Source organism: uncultured Algibacter sp. (assembly GCF_905480415.1).
Lineage (GTDB): Bacteria > Bacteroidota > Bacteroidia > Flavobacteriales > Flavobacteriaceae > Algibacter_B.
In genome coordinates this window covers 13,501-36,991 of the sequence record NZ_CAJQQI010000049.1, presented here as the reverse complement: position 1 = coordinate 36,991, position 23,491 = coordinate 13,501, and the positions used below count along the sequence as shown (strand labels likewise).

Here is a 23,491-nt window from a genome sequence, read left to right as displayed (position 1 = left end):
TCTTTTAAAGAATCTTTTCTATTTGGTCCAATAAAATGGTCTATTTCAGATTCGCCAACAGTAGCATCGTAAAGGTAAAACTTATAAATAACCTCAAGATGAATAGGTTTGTTATTTTTAAGAAGTAAACAATCGAGTTCGCCTAAAGTAATTTTACCATCTTGAATCTGTATGTTTTCAGCTAAAACGGATATATTATTTTGCTGAGCTAGTTCAAAAGAAACGAGTTGCTCAACATACTTTCCAAGACGTAGATTTTTTTCTAAAGCAATCTTTATTTTATTAAATTTTGAAGTGATTTTAAATTGATCGAGATTATAGACAGCATCATTTATCCGTAAAAATGGTGTCTTTAAAAAACCTTCATATCTTTTTTGGATCATCGATTTTTTTATTCAGTCTTATAATCTAATAACTTAACAGGGCCTTCAAGTAAATCCTTTACAATTTGAAGTGTGCCATCGTCCTTTGTTGCTATTTGCCATTTAATCAATGAAATGGCACCGTTTTCAATCTCAATTCCCGTAATACTTCTGGGGTGCACGCAACTACCATCATTAAAAAATGCAATATTTCCAGGTTCAGGAAAACGTGGTCTGTGGGTATGCCCAACAATTGTAATTAAATTATTGTTTTCGGTAATCCACTTTTTGGTTCTGCGCTCAATCTTAATAAGTTCTTTGTAGTTTTTAGCAGGGCTTGTAGGGTCCGCAATTCCCATAACATTTAAGGGTTTCCATAATACTCTTACCATAAATCTGCTCCATTTCCAAAACAAAAAATTCCACCAATCCGCTTGGTGTCCATGAGTTAAAAATAATTCTTGTCCTGTCATACAATGTTTTAAAACAAGACCTTCATGATAGGTAATATTACTAAAAAGCTCAATGTTTTCATCAACTTTGGGTTCAAAATAAGTGGATAAATGTTTCTTTACATAATTCGGGTTTCTATAAACCATGTCATGGTTTCCCCATATCATGTGTAAACGATTACGCTTATGAAACAACTTCATGAGCATATATACATTTCTATGAGCATTCAAGATAGAATCAAATGATAGGTTTTCCCAAAGCTCATCACCATCACCTAATTCGCAATACTGAAATCCTTGATCGTAATAATGCTTTAAAGCATGAAAATATATGTTTCTGTTATTGGCAAAATCATCTGCAAAACTATTATCACCCCTATGGCAATCGCTAAAAAGAATGAACTTGCTATCATCATCAAAATCGATGACTTTTGCATTTTTATAAGCATTATCTAATCTTTTCTTGGATGAAAACATAAAGTAAAAGTAAACAAAAAAGCATTTCTCTTTGAAACGCTTTATTGAGATTCTGAATTAATTTTTAAGTTTATTCAGAGCTAATGGTAGTATTTTATCAACAAACTTAGAATAAGCTAATTCTGAAGGGTGTACACCGTCAAATGCTACAAGTGCAGGGTTATTTAGACCTTGTCTTGTTATATCAGTGATGTTTACATAGGTAATATTTCTTTGAGAGCAATAATTTTTAGCAAAATCATTATACTCATCAATATCTTCCGATATACTCAGGTCTCCTTTCCCAAAAGGAGTGTACGCATAATCAGGAATGGATACAACAATAACTTTATTTTTATCAGATTTAGCTTTAGTGATAGCTGTATTTACAAGTAACGGAAATTCTTTTTCATATAAAGAAAAAGGTTTGTCTTGATATTGATTATTAACGCCAATTAAAAGTGTTACCAAATTGTAATCGTTAGATGGATTATCACTATTTATTGCGTTAATTAAACTTGTAGTTGTCCAACCTGATCTGGCTATTATTTTGAGTTGTATTCCATTGGCAGATTCAACTCTTAATTTTAATCGATCCTTCAATTGTACAGGGAATCGACATGTCCCGCATACATTTGTTCCAATAGTGTAACTGTCTCCCAATGAGAGAATTTTTATAGCACTATTTCCAGAAGTGTTTATTTCTTCTTCGTTAGTTTCCTCATTAGTTTCATCATCATTTTGTTCAGTATCAACATTAATTTGAGTGTTTTCAGCAGGCGGGTCTACTTCAGAAGTATCAGAACATGTAAATAACAAAAAACCAACTAAACTAACCCATAACAAGGAGAATTTAAATTTCATATTTTTCGTTTAAAGATAAGACTTTGAAATTAAAACCTAAAATGCATAAAAAAGCATTTCGAATAGAAGTGCTTTTTTTATATTTCTACAACCATTGTATCGTTAAACAACTGGTCAGACCATAGAATTCAATTAAATAGCTTTAATAAGAAGTGATTTTAAATAATATCTATTTAAAGGCATTCAACCCAGTAATGTCTAATCCTGTAATCAATAAATGAATATCATGTGTGCCCTCATAGGTAATAACACTTTCAAGGTTCATCATGTGTCTCATAATAGAATATTCTCCGCTAATTCCCATACCTCCTAGCATTTGTCGTGCTTCACGAGCAATGTTAATGGCCATTTCTACATTATTACGTTTTGCCATAGATATTTGAGCGGAAGTCGCCGTTCCGTTTTCACGCATAACGCCTAATCTCCAAGCCAAAAGTTGTGCTTTAGTAATTTCAGTAATCATTTCAGCAAGCTTCTTCTGTTGAAGCTGAAATTGTCCAATAGGCTTTCCAAACTGAATACGTTCTTTACTGTAACGTAAAGCCGTATCATAACAATCCATAGCGGCACCAATGGCACCCCATGCAATCCCATAGCGTGCGGAGTCTAAGCATCCAAGTGGTGCGCCTAAACCAGATTTATTTGGTAACAAATTTTCTTTTGGCACTTTTACATTATCAAAAATAAGTTCTCCAGTAGCTGAAGCTCTTAATGACCATTTATTATGTGTTTCTGGTGTAGAGAAGCCTTCCATGCCACGTTCAACTATTAGCCCATGAATACGTCCGCTTTCATCTTTTGCCCAAACCACAGCTATTTGACAAAAAGGAGAATTAGAAATCCACATTTTCGCACCATTTAAAAGATAGTGGTCTCCCATATCTTTAAAATTTGTTACCATACCGCTTGGGTTACTACCATGATCAGGTTCAGTTAATCCAAAAGAACCTATCCATTCACCACTTGCTAATTTTGGCAGATATTTTTGGCGTTGTTCCTCGTTTCCATATTTCCAAATAGGATACATAACTAATGACGATTGTACCGAAGCTGTCGAGCGTACACCAGAATCACCACGTTCAATTTCTTGCATAATTAGGCCATAACTAATTTGGTCTAATCCTGCACCACCATATTCCATTGGGATATAAGGGCCAAAAGCACCTATTTCGGCTAAGCCACTAATAATTTGCTTTGGAAATTCTGCCTTTTGAGCATACTCTTCAATAATGGGAGAGACATCTCGTTTTACCCATTCACGAGCAGCATCTCGAACTAATTTATGTTCTTCAGTAAGCAGTTCATCTAAGTTGTAATAATCAGGTGCTTCGAATAAGTCAGGTTTCATAAAAACTGAATTTAAAAAGTGGATAAAGGAAAATAATTATTAAAACGATATTTTTTTTATCAAATCATCATTTTTATGCTCCAAATTTAAATAATCTTTATTGATTTAATCACATTTTCAAATAGAAATCTTTGGTAAGATTTGTGTAATCTTCGGTGTATTGATGTCTTTCAGTTTCAATAATTAAAGATTCAATGAGTGTTTCGCTTTTTCGGAAAGAGAATTCGATTAAACTTCGTTTTATTTCTGAACGAGTATTACCTTTAACGTGCAGTTTTCTGTTTAGAAATAAATTATATTTTGAAGCTAAACTGATAAAGAGGGTCTCTTCTTTAAAAGGTACGATAACCGAAAATAAGCCATTTTCTGAAAGTAACATTGAAACATTTTTAAGTAAATGTTCAAAGGGCATAGCATCTTGAAAGCGTGCTAAATCGCGTTGGTCATTTTTAGTTTTATAATCTTCAGAATAGAAAGGAGGGTTGCAGATTATTAAATTGTATTCATCTTCTATTTCTTCTGCAAATTCTTCCAAAGAGGCATGATAGCAAAACAGTCTATCTCCCCAAGAGGATTGTTCAAAATTATCAACACATTGTTCGAATGCATTATCATCAATTTCAATAGCATCTATAAGTTCAGCATTACTGCGTTGTGCTAACATTAAAGATAAAACACCTGTACCCGCTCCAATATCTAAAATTGAAAATGGATTTTCATCAATAGATGTCCAGGCACCTAATAAAACACTATCAGTGCCAATTTTCATAGCACATTGATCTTGATTAATTGTGAATTCTTTAAACTTAAAGGGTTTTTTAGACACAATTATTCTTCTAAATATAAATCAATTAAGCCTTCAGGAGTTTCAACAAGAATAGTTTTATTGGCTCTATCGACCTTAACTATAAATTCATCATTCATCGGAATTAGAATTTCAATACCATCTCTATCAATTTCAAAAAGAGATTGTGCTGTTGAATCATTTATAGCTTTTAAAATCCCAACATTCCCGAAATTAACATCTTCAATAGTGAATCCCATAACTTCATGAAAGTAGAATTTATTACCCTCGAGTTTAGGGAGTAGGTCAAGTGGTAGGTATAATCCGCTTTTCATAATCGCGTCGGCATCGGATTCGACATCCACATCTTCAAATTTTATTCGAAGCAATTCAGACTTATGTAATTGTGAGCTTTCAATAAAAAAGGGCACAAGGTTGTTTCTTAATTCTAAAAATATAGCATCTAAGTTTTCGTAAATTTCAGGTTGGTCGGTGTCTAATTTCGCTAAAACCTCACCTTTAAAACTGTATTTTTTTACAATTTTACCTAAGTAAAAACAATCTTCTTTTTTCATAGAAAGCTAATTTTTTCATTCTCGCTTGGGCGAGAATCTTTAAATGTAATAATAATTATGAGATCCCTATTTTCGTCGGGATTTGTTCAATCATGTATTTTTTAAATCAAAATACTATGTCATAAAAAAACTCCGATAGGTTATATCGGAGTTTAAAAGTATAAAAAATAATTTTTTTATTCCTCGTCTTTTGTAGCTTCAGTAGCAGGAGCTTCTTCAGCAGCAGGAGCCTCGTCAACAACCTCTTCAATAACAGGGGCTTGTTCAGCAACTTCTTCTTCAGCTTCTTCAACAACAGGAGTTGCAGCAGCGATTCTTGCTTCGTTAACAGCTTTTTCAGCAGCTAGAGCATCAGCTTTCACTTTTGCTTCAACATCTGATAAACCTTCAGCTTTTGCTTGAATTTTAGATTCTTTTTCTTCTAACCAAGCAGTAAATTTAGCTTCTGCTTGCTCTTCAGTTAAAGCTCCTTTTCTAACACCACCTACAAGATGATTTTTTAATAAAGCACCTTTGTAAGACAATAATGTCTTAGCAGTATCAGTTGGTTGTGCACCATTCTGTAACCATTGTACAGCACCATCAACGTTTAATTCAACAGTTGCTGGGTTTGTGTTTGGATTGTAAGCACCTAATTTCTCTAAGTATTTACCATCTCTTTTTGAACGTGCATCTGCTGCTACGATCCAATAGTAAGGTTTCCCTTTTTTACCGTGTCTTTGTAATCTAATTTTTACTGGCATAATAATTAATTATTTGAGGTTCTCGACCTCGATTATTAATGAGGGCGCAAAGATATTATATTTTTTTAATATCCAGTGCTTTATTTGTGTAGATTTTTTACTTATAAAATTGATTTTTAAAACAATAGACAAACGGGTTCTGAGATTTTAGTATCATGCATGAATTTTAGCATTCCAGTAGAAGTATTAACGCTAAAAACAGAAATATTATGACTCCATCTATTAGCTACTAGTAAAAATTTTCCTGTTGGGTCTAAAGTGAAATTTCGGGGCCAGTTACCATGAACACTTATGGTTTGTATTTTATTTATTGTGCCCTTATTGGTGTCTCTTTTAAATACAGCTATAGTGTTTTCACCTCGGTTTGAGGCGTATAAAAAATGTTCATCTTTAGATAAATGAATATCTGCACATGAATTCTTTCCTTCATAATTAACTTCTAGGGTTGAGTCCTCATCAATTTTATCAAAACCATTTTTATTCTTCTTTCCAGTTGTAATAGAGCTCCCATATTCATTAATAATATAAACAAATTCGCCATTATTAGTTAAAGAAAAATGTCTTGGCCCTGCATTATTTGTTAAGTCAACCATAGATGAATTTACTAATTTATATATATTGTTTTCTAGTTGATAGTTAGAGACAGCATTTTTTCCTAAATCAGAAATGTATAATTGATTTTTATAAAATTGGGCTGAATGCACATGCGAAACTGTACTATCAATATTATGGTCTAAAACCTGAAAAGCTTCTGTTAAAGAACCATCATTTTTTATGGAGTATATAGAAGCATTTCCGCCAGTATAATTTGAAACAATTGCTTTGTTACCAGATTTATTTATAGCGACATGACAAGGGTGTGCCCCGTGGGTACTAACTTTGTTCAATGACTTGAGATGTCCGTTATCTTGAATTTCAAATGCGGAAACCATCCCTTTTTCGTTCTCATTTACTGCATAAATATGTTTCTTATCTGGAGAATAACTTAAATAAGAAGGGTTTTCTGTTTTTGCAGCTAATTGCTTATTTGTTAACACTCCAGTAGTTGTGTTAAATGTTAGTTTGTAAATGCCTTCGCAATCTCCATTAGTATAGGTTCCAACATAAAGCGTAGTATCTTGTGCTTTACAATTTAAAAGACTTAATGTAAGCAATATAGTGTATAATTTAAGTTTCATGACATACTTTTAGAGTGCTCTAAAGTAGTTTAATTTAGAGAATTTAGGAAAGGAATTGTAGTAAAGGCACAAAAAAGATGTAATACCTACTAGTGTGTTGTTTATTACAAGTTATTAATTAGAAGTGAAGCTTCGTCAGATATTATTTTATTTAATTCATTTTCAGGTAATAATGCTAATGTTTCTTTTTGATTGATTAGTTTTTTCATGACCTCATTAGTTACCAATTTAATTTGAGTGTCTTCAATATTAGGTTGAAACTGTTTCGTAACCACCTTGTTTATCGAAATTTTCAAGTTGGCCAAAAGAGCTCTTAACTGCGCTTCATTAAGCCACTCGTTGTAAGTTGTAAGTTCTTCTACAATAATATTAATTACGTCACTTTTGGAAGCTATACGCATCTCTTTATTTTCTTCAAGTTCTTTTGAAATAGAATCTAAATCATGAAACATTACGTTATTTTGATACATCAGGCTTTTGTCAATATTACAAGGAACAGCTAAGTCAAGAAGTAATACATTATGGTTTGAAACAGTTAAATCATGTATCAGATTTGAACAATTGCTAACGGCACTTATAATAACTTCAAAATCATCTAATTTATTTGCCAGTACGTTCGCCCAAGGAAATGTTTTGCACTTATTTTTTTGGGCCAATATCATAGCCTTTTCTTTACTTCGATTACTTATATAAATATTGCTGTAATTAAATTTTGAATTATATTTAAATAATTGTTTTACAATATCACCAGCTCCGATAAAAAGTATTTTTTTTGTCTTTGAGCTGGCGTTTTTGAAATTATTTTGAATGACTTTTAATGATTTATAGGCAACAGAAGTTGTGCCATCTCTAAAATTAGTTTCATTACTTATTCGCTTATGACTTTTAAAAACACTTTGTATTGCACGTTCTAATAAAGACCCTTGTAGTTTGTGGGTCATTGAAAATTGAAACGATTTTTTAATTTGATGTATAATTTCAGAATCGCCTAATACTGAAGACTCTAGTCCAGATGACACTTCCAATAGGTGTTTTACAGTGGATTCAGTACTGTCACTAAACTCAAATAAATTTTTATCTATAGAACTGCTTTTAGGCAATTTTAGATCTATTAAATAATCACGAATACTTGTCGCCGAATGTGTTCTGGTTTCAAAATATATTTCAGTCCTATTGCAAGTTGTTAAAAGTAGCAATCCATCAATATCTGGAAAAGTATTACATAAAATTTGAGTGTAATCACTTTTCTTTTCCAGAGGAATATGGAATACTTCTCTTTGTTTAACCGAAGCTGTTTTATGCGAAATACTAATATAGCGTAATGACTGGTTCATTTTATGGTTGTTTAATTGCTTAATAAAATAATAAGGCAATTTTACTCCTTAAGTTATTCTTCTAAGGTTCTCATATAATTTACTATAAGCCATCTGTCTTCGTCATCAGTCATTTTTTTTGTGTATTCTGGCATATCGTCTCTTCCAAAAGAGGTCTTGTAAAATAAAGCTCCATCAGATTGTGCTTGAAATTCTGATGTTGAGAAATCTCCTAAATCACCTTCTTGTTCTTCAGCTTTTGGTCCGTCACCATAGCCTTCTTTGCCATGACATGATTTACAGTGTTTGCTATAAAGTGATTTTCCAATGTCTAAATCTTCACTAGAATTTGTTGGATTTTTCATGTTTTCGTACTTGGCAGGAACAACCCACTCATCTTGAATAATTGAGGTGAAAGAAACAATAACGAAAGATAAAATTGCTATAAAGATTAGGTTTTTAAGTGTTTTCATAATGTCAAATTTTTTAAGATTTATTGATTCTAAATAAATTGTTTATTAAATATATAATGATGCCCCACATTGCAAAAATTAATAGATTAGCAAATATTAGAATAAAGATAGGGGTTTTGTTCCTTGGTGCCCATAATGTTCTGTTTTCGAAGGAATTGTCTAAAATTATTGTTTTCCCAAAAGTAGTATTTACCAGAGCTTTTACAGTTCCGTAATCATCACTGTCATTCAATACCACTTCAATGACTAATTTGCCATCTAAACCCGGAATCCCTTCTTCTATAGGTACAACAATAGTGCCGTTTTTGTCAGTATAATTAAATTCTTCTCCTAAAGGGAGTGACTTGAATAGGCGCTCTACACTCACATTAAGAGGTGTCTCGCTTAATAAGCTGTCTAAATGTAAATCTTTTAGAGTTGCGCTCACATAATTAACACTGTCTTTTGTAAATGATTTGGCCTCTATGTTCGCATCTTTAAATGAAAGTCTTTTAGAGGCTTTCTTAAAACGCTCATCACCCTTAAATTTCACCTTTAAGGTGTAAAACCCGAGAGTGTCTTTTAGTAATTTATTAAGGTCATTTATAAGAAATCTAACTTTTCCATCTTGGTTTGTAGTTGCCTGTCCTAATTCTAATTGATCATCATCGGTTTCATTAATAATGGTTAAAATTAAATTAGCAACACCTGTGTTTTTTTTGTTGATTTTGGCGGTAGTTGTTAAATCAATAAAGCAGGAATGATCTATTATCTTTGTATAATCTGCTTTTATTCTAAGCTTTATTTTTTTCTTATCCTGTGCTTCCAGTTTTTGGCTTAAAAAAGGACTAATAAACACACATAAAAGTATAAGAAGTAGAAGATGTCTAGGATTTAGATGTTTCATGACTCAGTGTTTTTATTATTAGCTTCGGAAGCTTCCATTTCATCAATTGTTCTTTGAATGGGTATTACTGGTAAGTAACGTACGCAAACTGTAATAATTAAAAAGGCCATAGCTAATGTTGCGAAGGTAATTAGCCATTCGTGTAAGCTAGGAAAATAGTGACGCCATGATTCTGGGACTCCTTGAATCGGTAAAAATGGATGTAACAGTGTTGGCGTAACGATCACAAATCGTTTCCACCAAGATCCAATTACAACCATGAGTCCTATAACAAACATGGTATTTGGTTTTCTTCCTTTTTTAAACAGTAAAACAATTATTGGTACAATCAATCCTATTATAGTTACTGCCCAAAATAAAATTGAATAACTTCCGGTAAACAATGTTTCTAAATGTACAAGTTCTCCTTTTTTTGCTGTAAATAAAGGAATGACATATTCGTTAATATTAAAGTAGAGGTAAATTAAGCAAGCAAGTGCTAGTAATTTACCAAGTTTGTCGAAGTGATAATCTGTAATATAATTTTCTAATCTTTTCGCTTTTCTAATAATATAAATTAGGGTTACCAGTGCACCCACACCAGCAACAAAAGCTCCAGAAATAAAATATGGTGCAAAATTAGTGCTGTCCCATCCAATTCGATAAGTGGTAGAAAACAGCCAAGCATCAATGGTTTGTAGCAAAAGACCAACAGGAATAATCATGATTGCAATAATTCTTATGGATTTTTCTTGTAATAATTTTTGAGCTTTACTTCCTGTCCAGTTTAAAGCTAGTTTGCCATAAAACTTACTAAGTTTTGGTTCTTTCTTTTTAAAGTGCGTTTTAAGTATTGCAAAATCTGGAATCAAAGGAAAATACAATAATAATAAACTAATAACTATGTAAGTCGGAATAATGACTACATCCCAAGTAATAGGAGATTGAAGTCTCGCATGGATAAATAGATTTAATAATCTATCAGGTCTTGCCATATCAATCATGATGGTGATTCCTGCCATAATAATAGCTGCAACCGAAATAATTTCAGCAATTCTAACTAATGGTGTTCGCCACGAATTATTTGTTAACCTTAATATAGCAACGGTTACTGTTCCAACAAAACTTGTTGCAACAAAGAACACAAAGTTTGAAATATAAATACCCCAAAGGGCATAATCTCGCATGTTGGTAACTTCTTGTCCTGTAATAAGTTGATCTATATAAGCAACTAAGCCAATGAGTATTATCACAATGAGTGAAATAGTCCAGATAGTATCACGTTTGCCAAATTTTTTTGGCTTTAAATCTCGGATTATAGTTTTATGAGTTTGCATAACTATTCAGGTTTTTCAGCAGGTGAAACTGGTTCAACAGATTCAAATTCTTTGAAATCTTTTAGACCATCTTCAAAATCGACTAATCTATCTACAGGAGGTAAATAATACACACTCGGAGATGTTCCTAATCCTTCCATCAAGCGGTATCCTGATTTATCTTCAAGCAATTGGCTTAATCTTACTGTTTCATCTCCATTGGTTACAGTGTCTTCGTATTTGTCTCCAAAATAAAAGACTCCGTTTGGGCAAGAAGTAACACAGTGTGGTAATTCATTATTGTCTATGGCATGCGGGCAAAAGTCACATTTGTCTACTGTTCCTTTTATGCTTGGCATTCCTGCATGTTCTGGAGATGGTGTATGATGAGTCATGTCCATATTTAAAGTGACTTCTTGACCGGGTTCACCCCAATTAAAAACTCGTGTTGAGTAAGGGCAAGCCGCCATACAAAATCGGCAACCAATACAACGTTCGTTGTCTATTAGTACGAGTCCATCTTTTCTTTTAAAAGTGGCGTCAACAGGACAAACAGTAACACAGGCTGGTTGATCACAATGCATACACATCATAGGCATCCAATACGGTGCTGTGTCTTTTTCTTCCTGCATTTTATAGACTTTAAGCCACGCGTTTTCTCCGGTAATATAATGATGCTTGTTACAAGCGTTTTGACATTTTAAGGCATTTTTGCATTTTGCAAGATCCACCACCATAACAAATTTTCTATTTGGGTTGCCTTCCCTAACATTGTATTTTTTATCATGTTCTTTAGCATGCGTTACTTCCATAACTTCAGATGAATCTACTTGAATAAGCGTTCCATCGGTAGTCATTAACTCCATTTTCTCTCCAGAGCTATCAACGTTAGAAGCATTTAATTTGGAGGTAATTTTAGACAAGCCAAGTCCGCCAATTGCACTAACAATTCCCAGTTTTAAGCCATTGTCAAGAAATTTACGTCTTGAGCTTTTGTTCTTATCTTCCATAATTATATTGAGTTAAAGGAAATTATAGTTTTTTACCAAGCCAGTTTAGAAATGATTTATTTGATATGTTTTTCTTTACAATTTTCGATTTATTTAGGGTGCTAGTTTTAACTTTTACAGCAGTGCCATCTGCCTTTAAAAGCGTTGTGTACTCTTCGTCTTCGGGAATACTATTAGTATCTGAGTTACTAAAACCTAGAAAAGGAATTAGTAAACCACCTCCTAAAAGTGGCAACATACCACGACGAGAGATTTTTGTACCTTTTCTAGATTTATCTTTCATAATGTTTAAAAATTATAGTTTCTAGTTATATTAAATCCAATTAGATATTGACCACTTTTCTTTTGCTTGCCAAAACCAAAGGTCCCTTCTAAACCAGTAGCCTTTTTATTAAACATATAGTTGTCCTGAGGAAGAATGCCCCAATAGTTTGTTGCAAATAACTGGAAGGTATGTGCCGATGTACCAAATTCAAATCCTAAACTAATTCCCGGGTAAGGGTTATCTAACTTCATTTTAGTAAGTGGTTGACTATAATCTGCTATTACAGATGTTTGAGAACTAATTTTATAGCGTCCTCCAAATGCAATGGCAACCATATCATTTCTCATTGTTGTAGCAACTGTGTTATAATGAGAAACACTCGGCGCTACTTGTAAAGAAAGTTTTGGGTTAAATCTACGGGCTATAATTAACTGATTAAAAAATGAGTATCTATCTGAGGTCTCTATAAAAAGACCTTGGTTTTTGCTTCTTGCATCGATAGCAAAATTTCCGTAATAACTTACACTTACAGGTATCTTATCAGAACGTGTTTGTCTTAATAATGCCGCTTTCCAGTTAAAGTCTTGATAGTTCTTGTTTTTTGTAGTACCGAACCCTACGGTTAATCTATCGTGAATTGCATATGTTAATCCAATTCTAATATTCGCTGAGCCATAAAAGCCGGCTAAATCGTTCTTGTCGTCATTAAGCTCTCCAAATCTGTGAGACATTTGTATCTCTAAAGTGTTTTTACTAAATAGAACATTTGTTGGGTTATCAAATAAAAAGGAACTTTCAAACGCTGGGCGCTCTGGTTTTTCCTTTACAATTGTATCATTAACCTGTTCTTGAGAAAAGACTGATAGAGGTAAGGCCAAAGCGGCTAAGAGTAATATTTTATATATTTTCATGTCTGTTTTCTTAAAGGTTTGATTATTCTTTGGCCCCTTGGTCTATCCAGGTTTTAACTAATTCTAGTCTAATCGCGGGTAAATTTTGGTGACCATCTATTAATTTAAGATATAGTGGGCTAACTTCTGCATCAAAAGCTGTAACGTAAGTTGGAACCAGTGAACTGTATGCGTTTCCTTCTCTTAAATCAGGGTTTTGACCTCCATCATGACAATTACTACAGAATCCAAAAATTGGTGCTATATCATTATTATAAGTAACCTCTTCAATGGCACTTCCGTCATTATCATCAGTTATAGGCTCATAAATAGAATCATAATAACATGAGTCTAGAGATAAACAAATACCTATGATTACTAAAGTTTGAAATAGTTTTTTCATATTATACGTTTTTATCAAGTAAGCTTAGTATCAAATAGTGCAGACTCAATATAGCCTACACTATTTGATGGTAAGACTAATTTTCAATTTTCATTGATAGGAAGTTTGTTTGACCATGTGCAATTGCAGCATTATTAAATATTGCTAAACCAAATGGTATGCTTTCTCCAATCTTAAACTCAGCATCGGTAGGGTCTCCAGTATAAAGTAATCTTCTGATTTCTAATTGCCATCCAGAACCTGTATGTATAGCTTTTACCTGTACTTCAGATCTACCATCATTTCCTTGACCAGCTGGATTAATAATTACACTAGGCATTCTTTTGCTACCAAAGCCTTGAGAATATGCAGGATCTCCATTAGGATCAATGGTTCCGCCTTCATGTGTTATTGTGCCATCTAAAGCAATTCCAGTCACTGCTTTTGCGGTTCCACTATCAATTTCAGATTGTGCAATCCAATAGTAGTTTTCTCTATTAGGTATTACATATAATGGTCCACTCATTCCAGTTACGGCATCAGTAAATTTTTGATTATTTTTATAAGGTGAAATTCCATCATCATTTTTTCTTCCGTTAGCAGTTGCTTTACCAAAGTCATCTTCCCATTGTACAAAACCATCATCACAGGCTTCAGCTAGTGCATGTCTGTCACGTTTCCAGTGCCAGAAATCGGCTAATTCACCTTCGTTTTTCATGTAGTGTCTGGTGACTTTAGTTCCTGCATCGTCTTCATCAACACCTGTTAACGCTAAGTTACCATGACACGTTACTGTACAGGTACCTTCATTAAATCCTGCAGGACTGCCTATAGGAAACATAAAACCAAATTTATCTTCATAAAATTTATCATTTTTATGATTGGCGTATTTGTTTTCTTGTTGCCATTGACTTGTAATAGAGTTAAAGAACCATGATTCTCTTTCCTGACTATCAGTGTCATCTTCCCATTCAAATAATAGGTATAAGTATTCACCGTCATGACCACCTCTTAAAGAGTAGCTGTAGCTCTCTCCTTTGTAGGGGTCCATTAAATCAGTAGGTTCTAAATCTAAGTTGAATGCACTCGATGCATTTAATGTGATTTCTCTATCACCAGCACCGGTAACGGTAGCTTTATTAATTAAAGGTCTGGCTTCACTCCAAACATCATCAATGGTGCCATCGAAAACAGGAGCTGTAGAGAATTTCTGTACTAGTAATTCATCAGGGCTTTCCCCAATACCAGCGTCTCCTGTTCCTGTAAGTGGAACATAATCGTCATGGGTACAACCTAAAACAAATGTTACTGTAATAATTAGCGCGGTAATTAATTTAAAAATTTTCATAATAATATATTTAGTTTTATAAATTGATCTTGAAATTCTATATAAAATTATGTAACTATTGTTACATTAATTATGACTTATATCATAAAAACTATAGAGAATTACTGTTCTAATTATTTGGGGTCTATAGGTTTTAAATGAATTAACATTAAATCTGAATTTATTTCAATAAAAAACATGATTTCACAATTAATCATCTGCTATTTAACATGCGAGAGGCTAATTATTTATTTTCTTTAATGGTAAAAAATAGTGTTGTTATATGTTTGATTTACCGGTAGGTTTGTTTTTTTACAGTGCTGTTTTCTAGTTTACAACTGATTGTGATTTCTAAAGTAAGAAATCAAATAAAATATCTTTTTAAACACGTCGTCTCTTTTGGTAAATGAGATTTAATAAAATTTAAAAGGTTTAACAATTCATAAATTCACGAACTGTTAAACCTTTATGTGAACTTTAAAATTTTTATTCTAAGGCCTCAATTGAATTTTTAATCAGCGCTCTAGTATATTCAGGGTTATGAATACCGTTACTATTATCTTCCATTACAGTCTTATAATTCCAAATAGCTTTAGCTACATTGGCTGGATACGTACCTGGTACAGTTCTGTCATTTTCAAGCAATGGGCTTGGGTCGAGACCTAGTAATAATGTTTTAAGCGTTGCCATATCTTCATCTAAGCCAGCAATACCTTCAGGAATACTAGTCATGGTTGTGTGGCAGCTAACACAGGTGTTTAAGGTTGGTTTCCAAGAATGCCCACCGTCATTACCGTCGGTTGTTTCCCCCATATGGCAAGAAATACAGGATGATCCTGATCTATGTGTAGCGGCTCCTACGCCAGGGTAGCCTGTTGAACCAGCAATAATACCGCCCATGATACCTTCTAACATGGTTGATTGTGGGCCATGATGCGGCCCAAAACGACTACTCGTAATCTCGTAGTCTTCCGTTCCTGTCGGTATAGGATAACTTGGTCTAGGTTGGTGACAAGTGATACATGCGTTACTTAATCCAAGAGGATCCGTACTATTTGCAAAGTCAATTGAAACCATTGGGTCAAGAACTAATTTAACTGGATGTATATTTCTTAAGGCATAGTCATTACCATCATTTTCAAAATCGAATGACCGGTGATCAGTATGGCAGCCTGTGCAGCTAATAGGATTTGAAACAGCATAACCATTTGGATTTACCATTGGTACAAGGCCTCCATTCCCATCTACTAGATAATCGCCATAATCAGGGTTATAGTCAGGATTTGGCTCATAAAAATCATCATCTGGATTTCCCGGAGTGTCATTATCATTTAATATAGGTATTCCAGCTTCATCTAGTAAAAATTCATTTTGATCGCCCGATGTATCAGTTGCAAAAAACTGTCCGGATAAATAATCAATGTAACCTTCATTGTTATGACACTGCGCACAACTTGTACTTTTTCCTCTAGCCCAAGAGCCTCCACTACCATGTCCAGATAGAATATATGAAGTGGTAATTGGGTCTCGATGAGAAGCAGAGTGACAATCTATACAAACCGCAGCAGAAGCATCTACTCCATCTAATCCATCATGACCATCAATGCCATCTATGCCGTCAGCACCTGCTGGTCCAGCAATATATTCTGTGTCATGGGTACATCCAAGTATCATTAAACTTGACAGTAAAATGATTAAGTAATTTATTCTGTCGAAGGGCTTCATAATGTAATAATTTTTTAGTTACACAAATTTGAAATTCCGAATAAAAATATGTAACTATAGTTACATAAAATATGACATTTGTCATAAGAGCCAACTATTTTATTTGTGTTTACTTGGTGAATTTTTCAGCTATTAGGTCGAGTATTTTTTGCCTGTTTACAACTGTTTATAACTTCACTTTAAAAATGGATCATTTCTATGTATTTTTATACACTTCGTTTTTTGCTCTAAACGAATATGCACATCAACAAATAAACTTACTGAATGTACTTAATTTTCGATACTGAAACCACAGGCTTGCCAAAGCGTTGGAACGCACCCATTACAGATACCGATAACTGGCCAAGATGTATTCAAATTGCTTGGCAATTACATGATGGCATGGGTAATTGTATTGAAAGTCAAGATTATTTGGTGCAACCAGAAGGGTTTAATATTCCTTATGATGCTGAAAAAATTCATGGTATTTCTACGGAATTAGCACAAGAACAAGGGATTCCTTTAGCTGAAGTTTTAGAAAAATTTAATGAAGCTCTAGGTAAAACAAAGTTTGTTGTTGGTCAAAATGTGAAGTTTGATTTGAATATTATGGGTGCCGAATTTGTGCGTGGTGCTGTTGAAAACCCTTTGCAAGAACTTCCTCTTTTAGATACCTGCACAGAACATACGGCAAGTTTATGTCAGCTTCCTGGAGGCCGATATGGCAAATTTAAATTACCGACGCTTACAGAATTACATGAGTTTTTATTTAATCAACCGTTTGCTGATGCACATAATGCTACCGCTGATGTTGAGGCTACGACGCGTTGTTTTTTAGAGTTAATTCGTTTGGGTGAATACACCAAAGAGCAGTTGGATGTTCAGCCGGATTATTTTGAGGGTTTCAAAAAAGAAAATACCGATACTATTAAACTGATTGGTTTAAAGCATATTAATCTTAAAAAGGAAAGTGCTAAAATCAACGAACGCATAAAAAAAGCTCAAGAAAGAGATGTTCCAGCTGAAAATATCAATCAAAATGTATCCGATTTAGTTGATATAGATTTTGTGCATTTGCATAATCATTCGCAGTTTTCAGTCTTACAATCTACCATGAGTGTTACGGAAATTGTTTCGGCAGCAGCAAAATATAACATGCAAGCAGTCGCGTTAACTGATCATGCAAATATGATGGGTGCGTTTCACTTTGTAAATGCTGTGAATAAACATAATAGTGGTGTTAAAGCTAAAATTGCTGAGGCAGAAGAAAAGGGAGAAACTACAGATGCAAAACCTATAAAACCCATTATTGGTTGTGAGTTTTTTGTCTGCGAAAATCATCAAGATAAAACCAGAAAAGATAACGGTTACCAAATCGTATTGTTGGCTAAAAATAAAAATGGCTACCATAATCTAGCGAAACTATCATCGCATGCTTATGTAGATGGGTTTTACTATTTACCAAGAATTGATAAAAAACTGATTCAGCAATATAAAGAAGATATTATTGTGCTTACTGGCAACTTATATGGTGAAGTGCCAAGTAAAGTATTGAATGTAGGTGAGAATCAAGCTGAAGAAGCCTTGCTTTGGTGGAAGAACGAATTTGGTGAAGATTTGTATGTCGAGTTAATGCGTCATAATCAAGAAGATGAAGATCGTGTTAACCCAACCTTAATTAAACTAGCTAAAAAACATGATGTTAAGTTAATAGCATCAAACAACACGTATTATCAAAACCAAGAAGATGCTAATGCACATGATATTTTATTATGTGTAAAAGATGGTGAAAAACAAGCGACTCCAATTGGTCGCGGTCGTGGTTATCGTTACGGTTTGCCAAATCAGGAGTATTATTTTAAATCACCTGAGGCTATGAAGCAACTCTTTAAAGATGCTCCTGAAGCGATTTCAAATGTGCAAGAGGTTGTTGATAAAATTGAAGCATTTCAATTAGCTCGTGATGTCTTATTACCAGCGTTTGACATTCCAGAAGAATTTAAACATGAAGACGATTTAGCAGACGGTGGTAAACGTGGCGAGAATGCCTATTTAAAGCATTTAGTATTTGAAGGTGCCAAAAAACGTTATGGTGAAGTGCTTTCTGAAGAAGTCCAAGAACGGCTTGATTTTGAACTTAGTGTTATTGAAAATACGGGATATCCTGGGTATTTCTTAATTGTTGAAGATTTTATCCGAGAAGCCAGAAAGATGGATGTTTCGGTGGGTCCAGGACGTGGTTCTGCCGCAGGGTCTGTGGCGGCTTATTGCCTTTGGATTACCAATATAGACCCCTTAAAATACGATTTACTTTTTGAGCGTTTCTTAAATCCAGACCGTATTAGTATGCCCGATATTGATATCGATTTTGATGATGAAGGTCGTGGTCGTGTTATGCAATATGTTATTGATAAATATGGAAGCAGTCAAGTAGCGCAGATTATTACTTATGGTACCATGGCTGCAAAATCATCTATTCGAGATACGGCACGTGTTTTAGATTTGCCCTTATTTGATGCGGATAGAATTGCGAAATTGATTCCAACGATGTCTAAGCTTGGAAAGATTTTTGGTTTAGATGAAAAAGAATTAGGAAAAAAGTTTAGAGCAGAAGATTTAGAAAAAGTTAATGAACTTTTAAATATTGCTGATGGTAACGATTTGCAAGCAGAAACGGTAAATCTTGCTAGAACGTTAGAAGGCTCTGTCCGTAATACAGGAATTCATGCTTGTGGAGTAATTATTACACCTGATGATATTACTAAATTCGTACCTGTAGCTCTTGCTAAAGATTCAGATTTGTATGTCACGCAGTTTGATAACTCGGTGGTGGAAGATGCAGGGTTGCTTAAGATGGATTTCTTGGGGTTAAAAACGCTGACTTTAATTAAAGACACCGTTAAAATAGTCAAAGCCAAACACGATATTTTACTAGATCCGGATACGTTTCCTTTAGATGATGAAAAGACTTATGAGTTGTTTCAAAGGGGGGAAACCGTTGGTGTGTTTCAGTATGAATCGCCTGGGATGCAAAAGCATCTAAAAGATTTAAAACCCACGGTTTTCGAAGATTTAATTGCCATGAATGCATTATATCGTCCGGGACCCATGGAATATATTCCAAGTTTCGTTAGAAGAAAACATGGTGATGAAGCTATTGAGTACGATTTACCAGCGATGGAAGAGTACTTAAAAGAAACTTATGGTATTACGGTATACCAAGAGCAAGTGATGTTATTGTCTCAAAGTCTAGCAGGTTTTACCAAAGGTGAAGCCGATGTGTTGCGTAAGGCGATGGGTAAAAAGCAAATTGCAGTTCTTGATAAAATGAAACCGAAATTTATTGAGCAAGCCAGTGCCAACGGACATGATGCTAAAATTTTAGAGAAAGTTTGGAAAGATTGGGAAGCCTTTGCGAGTTATGCCTTCAACAAATCGCACTCCACATGTTATGCTTGGATTGCTTATCAAACAGCTTATTTGAAAGCACATTACCCTGCGGAATATATGGCAGCGGTACTTTCTAATAACATGAACGACATTAAGCAAGTGACGTTCTTTATGGACGAATGTAAACGTATGAAGTTGGATGTGCTTGGTCCGGATATAAACGAATCATTTTATAAATTTTCAGTTAACAAAGACTATGCAGTGCGTTTTGGAATGGGCGCTATAAAAGGTGTTGGTCATGGAGCGGTTATGACGATTGTTGAGCATAGAAAAAAAGATGGTCATTATAAATCTATTTTCGATTTTGCAAAGCGTATTGATTTGCGAGCCGCCAATAAAAAGGCATTTGAAAATTTAGCTTTAGCAGGAGGTTTTGATGGTTTAGGGGACACCCATAGAGCACAATATTTTCATAAAGAAGGTGATGATATTACCTTTTTAGAAAAAGCCATAAAGTATGCACATAAACATCAAGAAAACGAAAATTCTGCTCAAGTAAGTTTGTTTGGTGAAGCTAGTGATGTTCAAATAGCCGAACCAGAAGTGCCGCCGTGTGAGGAGTGGGGAACTATGGAGAAATTGAGCAAAGAGCGTGAAGTCGTTGGAGTTTATATTTCTGGTCATCCGTTGGATGATTTTAAAACAGAAATGAAAACATTTTGTAATGGAACGGTTGGTATGTTTAATACGTTAGAACCATACGTGAATCGTGAGTTGGTGTTTGGTGGCGTGGTTACCGATGTGCAACACCGTGTAAGCAAGCAAGGTAAAGGTTGGGCACTCTTTACTATTGAAGATTATACTGATAGTTTTGAATTTAGGATTTTTGGAGAAGAGTATTTAAAGTTTAGACACTTTTTACTTCAGAATAGTTTTGTGTTTGTAAAATCATTTATTCGTGAAGGATGGACAAATAAGGATACGGGAAAGAAGAGCGATCCAAGGTTGCAGTTTAATAGCTTTCAATTACTGCATGATGTAATGGAGAATTATGCTAAAAAGTTATCCATACAGGTAGATATTAAAGATTTAGATAAACAGAAAATAATAGCGTTAAAGGAGTTGCTTAATATGCATCCTGGGAATCAAGCGCTTAACTTTTTAGTTTATGATATGAAGGAAAAGATTAAATTAAGTATGTCTAGTAGAAGGCAGAAGGTGCGGGTTAGTCAGGAACTTATTAGTGAATTGGAAGCGCAGGATGTTCAATTTAAATTGAATTGATAAGATTTTATTAAATCCTTATTTTATTGTCGTTAATTAAGCTAGTGGCCTGCTTAAAGTGGCGTATTTTAAATATTATTAGAATTTCTGCATTGCGCAAAGTATAGTAGTGGCATCCTTTTATGAAGCACTTATAAGACTGTGTTTGATTTATTATACTGCGATTTAAATTGTTGAGATCCCTAAACAAGTTCGAGACTGCTTCGCAGAAAGATATGACGGATAGCCTGTTTTATGCGCCATAAAAATTGAAATAAACCGAACCAATACCGTCATAGGGAAAACAAATTGTTGGTTTGTAAGCTTTCGAGAATATTTTGACTAATTTTGTGTTGTTAAAACGAATTAAGAACATATTAAAATATATATATATTATGGCATTAGAGATAACAGATGCAACGTTTGAAGAAACGGTATTAAAAAGTGATAAACCAGTATTAGTTGATTTTTGGGCTGCTTGGTGTGGACCATGTAGAATGGTTGGGCCAATTATAGAGCAAATTAGCGATGAGTATGATGGTAAAGCTGTTGTAGGAAAGGTTGATGTTGATGCAAATCAAGAGTTTGCCGCTAAATATGGTGTGCGTAACATTCCTACGGTTTTGGTATTCCAAAACGGAGAAGTAGTTGGTAGACAAGTTGGTGTTGCACCAAAAAACGCATACACTGATGCTATTGACGAGCTTTTGTAAAAGATAATAAAAAGAAAGTTGAAAAGGTTTACCGTAATTGGTGAACCTTTTTTTATTTTAGAACTTATTTAAGGATTTGTGATTAGAATTTTTATAGTCTATTTTTGATGAAATATGAGGCGAAATTTTTAAACATCGTCATAGCTAAGGTTTAAGCTTTTAACGAAATAATGCGCAAAAAGAGGCATTAAAAAATAATTAATAAGTTCTTAAATGAGTTCTTACATTTAAATTAAAACGAATTATGAGTAATGAGATAAAAATTCAAGATGCTGTTGACACTAAGTTAATAGAACAACGTAAAGTGTTTTTATGGGGACAGGTTGATGATGAATCGGCTAAACATGTCATTGATAGGTTGATGTATTTGGATGCATTAGAGACTAAGGATATCCATTTATATATAAATAGTCCTGGAGGTTATGTAACTTCTGGTTTTGCTATTTATGATGTTATGAAATCTTTAAAAAGCGATGTGTCTACTATTTGTACGGGTTTTGCAGCTTCTATGGGTTCACTAATATTGTCTGCTGGTACAAAAGGAAAACGTTTTATCCAACCACATGCGCGTGTTATGATTCATCAACCAAGCGGTGGTGCTCGCGGACAAGCCAGTGATATTGAAATTACGGCTAAAGAGATTATAATTACTAAAGAGTTAAGTGCACAAATACTAGCTGATAATTGTGGGCAAACCTTTGATAAAGTAATGAAAGATTTTAACCGTGACCATTGGATGGGAGCAAAAGAATCTGTTGCCTACGGAATAGTAGATAAAGCTATTTAGAGAAAAGAAAAGAAAGAAAAGAAAAAAGATAAATTTTGACCTTATTTTAGGTCTTGATTCTGTCAGCGAAGCAGTCTAGCATCTAAAAATGAACTTACAAAGCGAACTTAATAAGGCAGAGGGGTTTAAAAATCTTGAGCTACTTGCAAAACAAGTAGTTGAGGGTTTTATTGCTGGTATGCATAAAAGTCCGTTTCATGGGTTTTCGGCAGAATTTGCTGAACATAAAATATATAATCAAGGCGAAAGTACGCGACATATAGATTGGAAACTATTTGCTAAAACAGACAAGCTGTACACAAAGCGTTATGATGATGAAACGAATTTACGTTGTCATATTATTTTAGATAACAGTAGTTCGATGCATTACCCGAAATTGGAATCGTTTTCTATTGACAACGTAAATAAGATTGGTTTTTCAGCATTAGCAGCAGCCTCTTTAATGCATATTTTAAAAAAGCAAGGTGATGCTGTAGGTTTAAGTATTTATAGCGATAACTATGATTATTATGCGCCAGAGAAAGGCAGTGAACGTCATCATCAAATGTTATTGAGTCATTTAAGTGAAGCTGTTATTTCTAAACCTTTAAATAAGCAAACAGAAACATATAAGTATTTACATGAGATTGCTGAAAAGATACATAGGCGCTCAATGATTTTTTTGTTTACAGATATGTTTCAAACACGTGAAGATGAAGTGAGGTTGTTTGAAGCTTTGAGGCATTTAAAATACAATAAACATGAAGTGGTTTTGTTTCATGTGTTTGATAAGGCAAAAGAATTGAATTTCGATTTTGATAATAAACCGAAACGTTTTATTGATGTGGAGACAGGCGATTATATTAACTTATACGCAGATTCAATTAAAGAAAGTTATAGTAAAACAGTTGATGCGTATTTTGAAGCTTTACGTTTAAAATGTGCGCAATACAAAATAAAATATGTTGAGGCTGATATTAATAAAAATTTTAATAACATCCTCACTGCCTACATGATAGAACGCCAAAAGTTTGCATGATAAAAGTTTTCTA

Annotated in this window: 22 protein-coding genes; 4 read left to right on the top strand and 18 right to left on the bottom strand. The window is 33.9% G+C overall.

What is annotated here, in order from left to right:
- The 18 genes from QZ260_RS04085 to QZ260_RS04000 form a co-directional block, all read right to left on the bottom strand.
- Nucleotides 1-383: DUF1853 family protein (locus tag QZ260_RS04085; protein WP_295983015.1), on the bottom strand; the 383-nt coding region annotated here is incomplete at its 3' end.
- An 8-nt stretch (nt 384-391) separates the two neighbouring features.
- On the bottom strand, nt 392-1,291 hold the full coding sequence (locus tag QZ260_RS04080; RefSeq protein ID WP_295983013.1) for a metallophosphoesterase family protein: 900 nt from the start codon (nt 1,289-1,291) through the stop codon (nt 392-394).
- 57 nt (nt 1,292-1,348) lie between these two features.
- Complete coding sequence (locus tag QZ260_RS04075; RefSeq protein WP_295983010.1) at nt 1,349-2,134, bottom strand: SGNH/GDSL hydrolase family protein; 786 nt, start codon at nt 2,132-2,134, stop codon at nt 1,349-1,351.
- Between the two features lie 169 nt (nt 2,135-2,303).
- A complete protein-coding gene (locus tag QZ260_RS04070) occupies nt 2,304-3,482 on the bottom strand; it encodes an acyl-CoA dehydrogenase family protein (RefSeq protein ID WP_295983007.1) in 1,179 nt (392 codons plus the stop codon).
- A 109-nt stretch (nt 3,483-3,591) separates the two neighbouring features.
- A complete protein-coding gene (locus QZ260_RS04065) occupies nt 3,592-4,308 on the bottom strand; it encodes a methyltransferase (protein ID WP_295983004.1) in 717 nt (238 codons plus the stop codon).
- A gap of 2 nt (nt 4,309-4,310) precedes the next feature.
- A complete protein-coding gene (gene rimM / locus QZ260_RS04060) occupies nt 4,311-4,841 on the bottom strand; it encodes a ribosome maturation factor RimM (RefSeq protein WP_295983001.1) in 531 nt (176 codons plus the stop codon).
- Between the two features lie 176 nt (nt 4,842-5,017).
- Entirely contained in the window at nt 5,018-5,584 is a 567-nt protein-coding gene (locus QZ260_RS04055) for a 30S ribosomal protein S16 (RefSeq protein ID WP_295982999.1), read from the bottom strand.
- A 116-nt stretch (nt 5,585-5,700) separates the two neighbouring features.
- On the bottom strand, nt 5,701-6,762 hold the full coding sequence (locus QZ260_RS04050) for a lactonase family protein (protein WP_295982996.1): 1,062 nt from the start codon (nt 6,760-6,762) through the stop codon (nt 5,701-5,703).
- Nucleotides 6,763-6,866: 104 nt separating this feature from the next.
- Nucleotides 6,867-8,096, bottom strand: coding sequence for a hypothetical protein (locus tag QZ260_RS04045; RefSeq protein WP_295982995.1), 1,230 nt, complete (start codon nt 8,094-8,096; stop codon nt 6,867-6,869).
- Nucleotides 8,097-8,149: 53 nt separating this feature from the next.
- Entirely contained in the window at nt 8,150-8,548 is a 399-nt protein-coding gene (locus QZ260_RS04040) for a cytochrome c (protein ID WP_295982993.1), read from the bottom strand.
- A gap of 13 nt (nt 8,549-8,561) precedes the next feature.
- Complete coding sequence (locus tag QZ260_RS04035; protein WP_295982990.1) at nt 8,562-9,434, bottom strand: hypothetical protein; 873 nt, start codon at nt 9,432-9,434, stop codon at nt 8,562-8,564.
- Nucleotides 9,431-10,750, bottom strand: coding sequence for an NrfD/PsrC family molybdoenzyme membrane anchor subunit (gene nrfD / locus QZ260_RS04030; protein WP_295982988.1), 1,320 nt, complete (start codon nt 10,748-10,750; stop codon nt 9,431-9,433). Before nrfD ends, QZ260_RS04035 begins: the two co-directional genes overlap by 4 nt.
- Nucleotides 10,751-10,752: 2 nt before the next feature.
- Nucleotides 10,753-11,739, bottom strand: a complete 987-nt coding sequence (locus QZ260_RS04025; protein WP_295982986.1) for a 4Fe-4S dicluster domain-containing protein — start codon at nt 11,737-11,739, stop codon at nt 10,753-10,755.
- A 22-nt stretch (nt 11,740-11,761) separates the two neighbouring features.
- Nucleotides 11,762-12,022 (bottom strand): hypothetical protein, encoded by a 261-nt coding sequence (locus QZ260_RS04020; RefSeq protein WP_295982984.1) that lies wholly within the window; start codon nt 12,020-12,022, stop codon nt 11,762-11,764.
- Nucleotides 12,023-12,027: 5 nt separating this feature from the next.
- On the bottom strand, nt 12,028-12,915 hold the full coding sequence (locus QZ260_RS04015) for a DUF5777 family beta-barrel protein (protein WP_295982982.1): 888 nt from the start codon (nt 12,913-12,915) through the stop codon (nt 12,028-12,030).
- 22 nt (nt 12,916-12,937) lie between these two features.
- The gene (locus QZ260_RS04010) at nt 12,938-13,297 is read right to left on the bottom strand and encodes a hypothetical protein (protein WP_271559943.1); all 360 of its coding nucleotides are present in this window, start codon (nt 13,295-13,297) and stop codon (nt 12,938-12,940) included.
- 76 nt (nt 13,298-13,373) lie between these two features.
- Nucleotides 13,374-14,624 carry an ethylbenzene dehydrogenase-related protein gene (locus tag QZ260_RS04005; protein WP_295982980.1) on the bottom strand — a complete coding sequence of 417 codons (1,251 nt, stop codon included), beginning with the start codon at nt 14,622-14,624 and terminating at the stop codon, nt 13,374-13,376.
- Nucleotides 14,625-15,089: 465 nt separating this feature from the next.
- Nucleotides 15,090-16,328 (bottom strand): hypothetical protein, encoded by a 1,239-nt coding sequence (locus QZ260_RS04000; protein ID WP_295982978.1) that lies wholly within the window; start codon nt 16,326-16,328, stop codon nt 15,090-15,092.
- A gap of 264 nt (nt 16,329-16,592) precedes the next feature.
- Here QZ260_RS04000 and dnaE point away from each other — a divergent pair, with 264 nt between their 5' ends.
- The 4 genes from dnaE (at nt 16,593) to QZ260_RS03980 (ending at nt 23,478) form a co-directional block, all read left to right on the top strand.
- Entirely contained in the window at nt 16,593-20,981 is a 4,389-nt protein-coding gene (dnaE, locus tag QZ260_RS03995) for a DNA polymerase III subunit alpha (RefSeq protein WP_295982976.1), read from the top strand.
- Between the two features lie 374 nt (nt 20,982-21,355).
- A complete protein-coding gene (gene trxA / locus QZ260_RS03990; protein ID WP_295982975.1) occupies nt 21,356-21,673 on the top strand; it encodes a thioredoxin in 318 nt (105 codons plus the stop codon).
- Between the two features lie 241 nt (nt 21,674-21,914).
- Nucleotides 21,915-22,460 carry an ATP-dependent Clp protease proteolytic subunit gene (locus QZ260_RS03985; protein ID WP_295983017.1) on the top strand — a complete coding sequence of 182 codons (546 nt, stop codon included), beginning with the start codon at nt 21,915-21,917 and terminating at the stop codon, nt 22,458-22,460.
- Nucleotides 22,461-22,548: 88 nt separating this feature from the next.
- Nucleotides 22,549-23,478 carry a DUF58 domain-containing protein gene (locus QZ260_RS03980; protein ID WP_295982973.1) on the top strand — a complete coding sequence of 310 codons (930 nt, stop codon included), beginning with the start codon at nt 22,549-22,551 and terminating at the stop codon, nt 23,476-23,478.
- Nucleotides 23,479-23,491: the final 13 nt, after the last annotated feature.

Bases quoted from the DNA above. Each gene is read 5' to 3' on its own strand.
- QZ260_RS04025 (WP_295982986.1), bottom strand. From the start codon at position 11,739: ATGGAAGATAAGAACAAAAGCTCAAGACGTAAATTTCTTGACAATGGC.
- trxA (WP_295982975.1), top strand. From the start codon at position 21,356: ATGGCATTAGAGATAACAGATGCAACGTTTGAAGAAACGGTATTAAAA.
- QZ260_RS04020 (WP_295982984.1), bottom strand. From the start codon at position 12,022: ATGAAAGATAAATCTAGAAAAGGTACAAAAATCTCTCGTCGTGGTATG.
- QZ260_RS04040 (WP_295982993.1), bottom strand. From the start codon at position 8,548: ATGAAAACACTTAAAAACCTAATCTTTATAGCAATTTTATCTTTCGTT.
- QZ260_RS04050 (WP_295982996.1), bottom strand. From the start codon at position 6,762: ATGAAACTTAAATTATACACTATATTGCTTACATTAAGTCTTTTAAAT.
- QZ260_RS04070 (WP_295983007.1), bottom strand. From the start codon at position 3,482: ATGAAACCTGACTTATTCGAAGCACCTGATTATTACAACTTAGATGAA.
- rimM (WP_295983001.1), bottom strand. From the start codon at position 4,841: ATGAAAAAAGAAGATTGTTTTTACTTAGGTAAAATTGTAAAAAAATAC.
- nrfD (WP_295982988.1), bottom strand. From the start codon at position 10,750: ATGCAAACTCATAAAACTATAATCCGAGATTTAAAGCCAAAAAAATTT.
- QZ260_RS04035 (WP_295982990.1), bottom strand. From the start codon at position 9,434: ATGAAACATCTAAATCCTAGACATCTTCTACTTCTTATACTTTTATGT.
- QZ260_RS04080 (WP_295983013.1), bottom strand. From the start codon at position 1,291: ATGTTTTCATCCAAGAAAAGATTAGATAATGCTTATAAAAATGCAAAA.
- QZ260_RS04045 (WP_295982995.1), bottom strand. From the start codon at position 8,096: ATGAACCAGTCATTACGCTATATTAGTATTTCGCATAAAACAGCTTCG.
- QZ260_RS04055 (WP_295982999.1), bottom strand. From the start codon at position 5,584: ATGCCAGTAAAAATTAGATTACAAAGACACGGTAAAAAAGGGAAACCT.
- QZ260_RS04005 (WP_295982980.1), bottom strand. From the start codon at position 14,624: ATGAAAATTTTTAAATTAATTACCGCGCTAATTATTACAGTAACATTT.
- dnaE (WP_295982976.1), top strand. From the start codon at position 16,593: ATGTACTTAATTTTCGATACTGAAACCACAGGCTTGCCAAAGCGTTGG.
- QZ260_RS04000 (WP_295982978.1), bottom strand. From the start codon at position 16,328: ATGAAGCCCTTCGACAGAATAAATTACTTAATCATTTTACTGTCAAGT.
- QZ260_RS04010 (WP_271559943.1), bottom strand. From the start codon at position 13,297: ATGAAAAAACTATTTCAAACTTTAGTAATCATAGGTATTTGTTTATCT.
- QZ260_RS03980 (WP_295982973.1), top strand. From the start codon at position 22,549: ATGAACTTACAAAGCGAACTTAATAAGGCAGAGGGGTTTAAAAATCTT.
- QZ260_RS04075 (WP_295983010.1), bottom strand. From the start codon at position 2,134: ATGAAATTTAAATTCTCCTTGTTATGGGTTAGTTTAGTTGGTTTTTTG.
- QZ260_RS04015 (WP_295982982.1), bottom strand. From the start codon at position 12,915: ATGAAAATATATAAAATATTACTCTTAGCCGCTTTGGCCTTACCTCTA.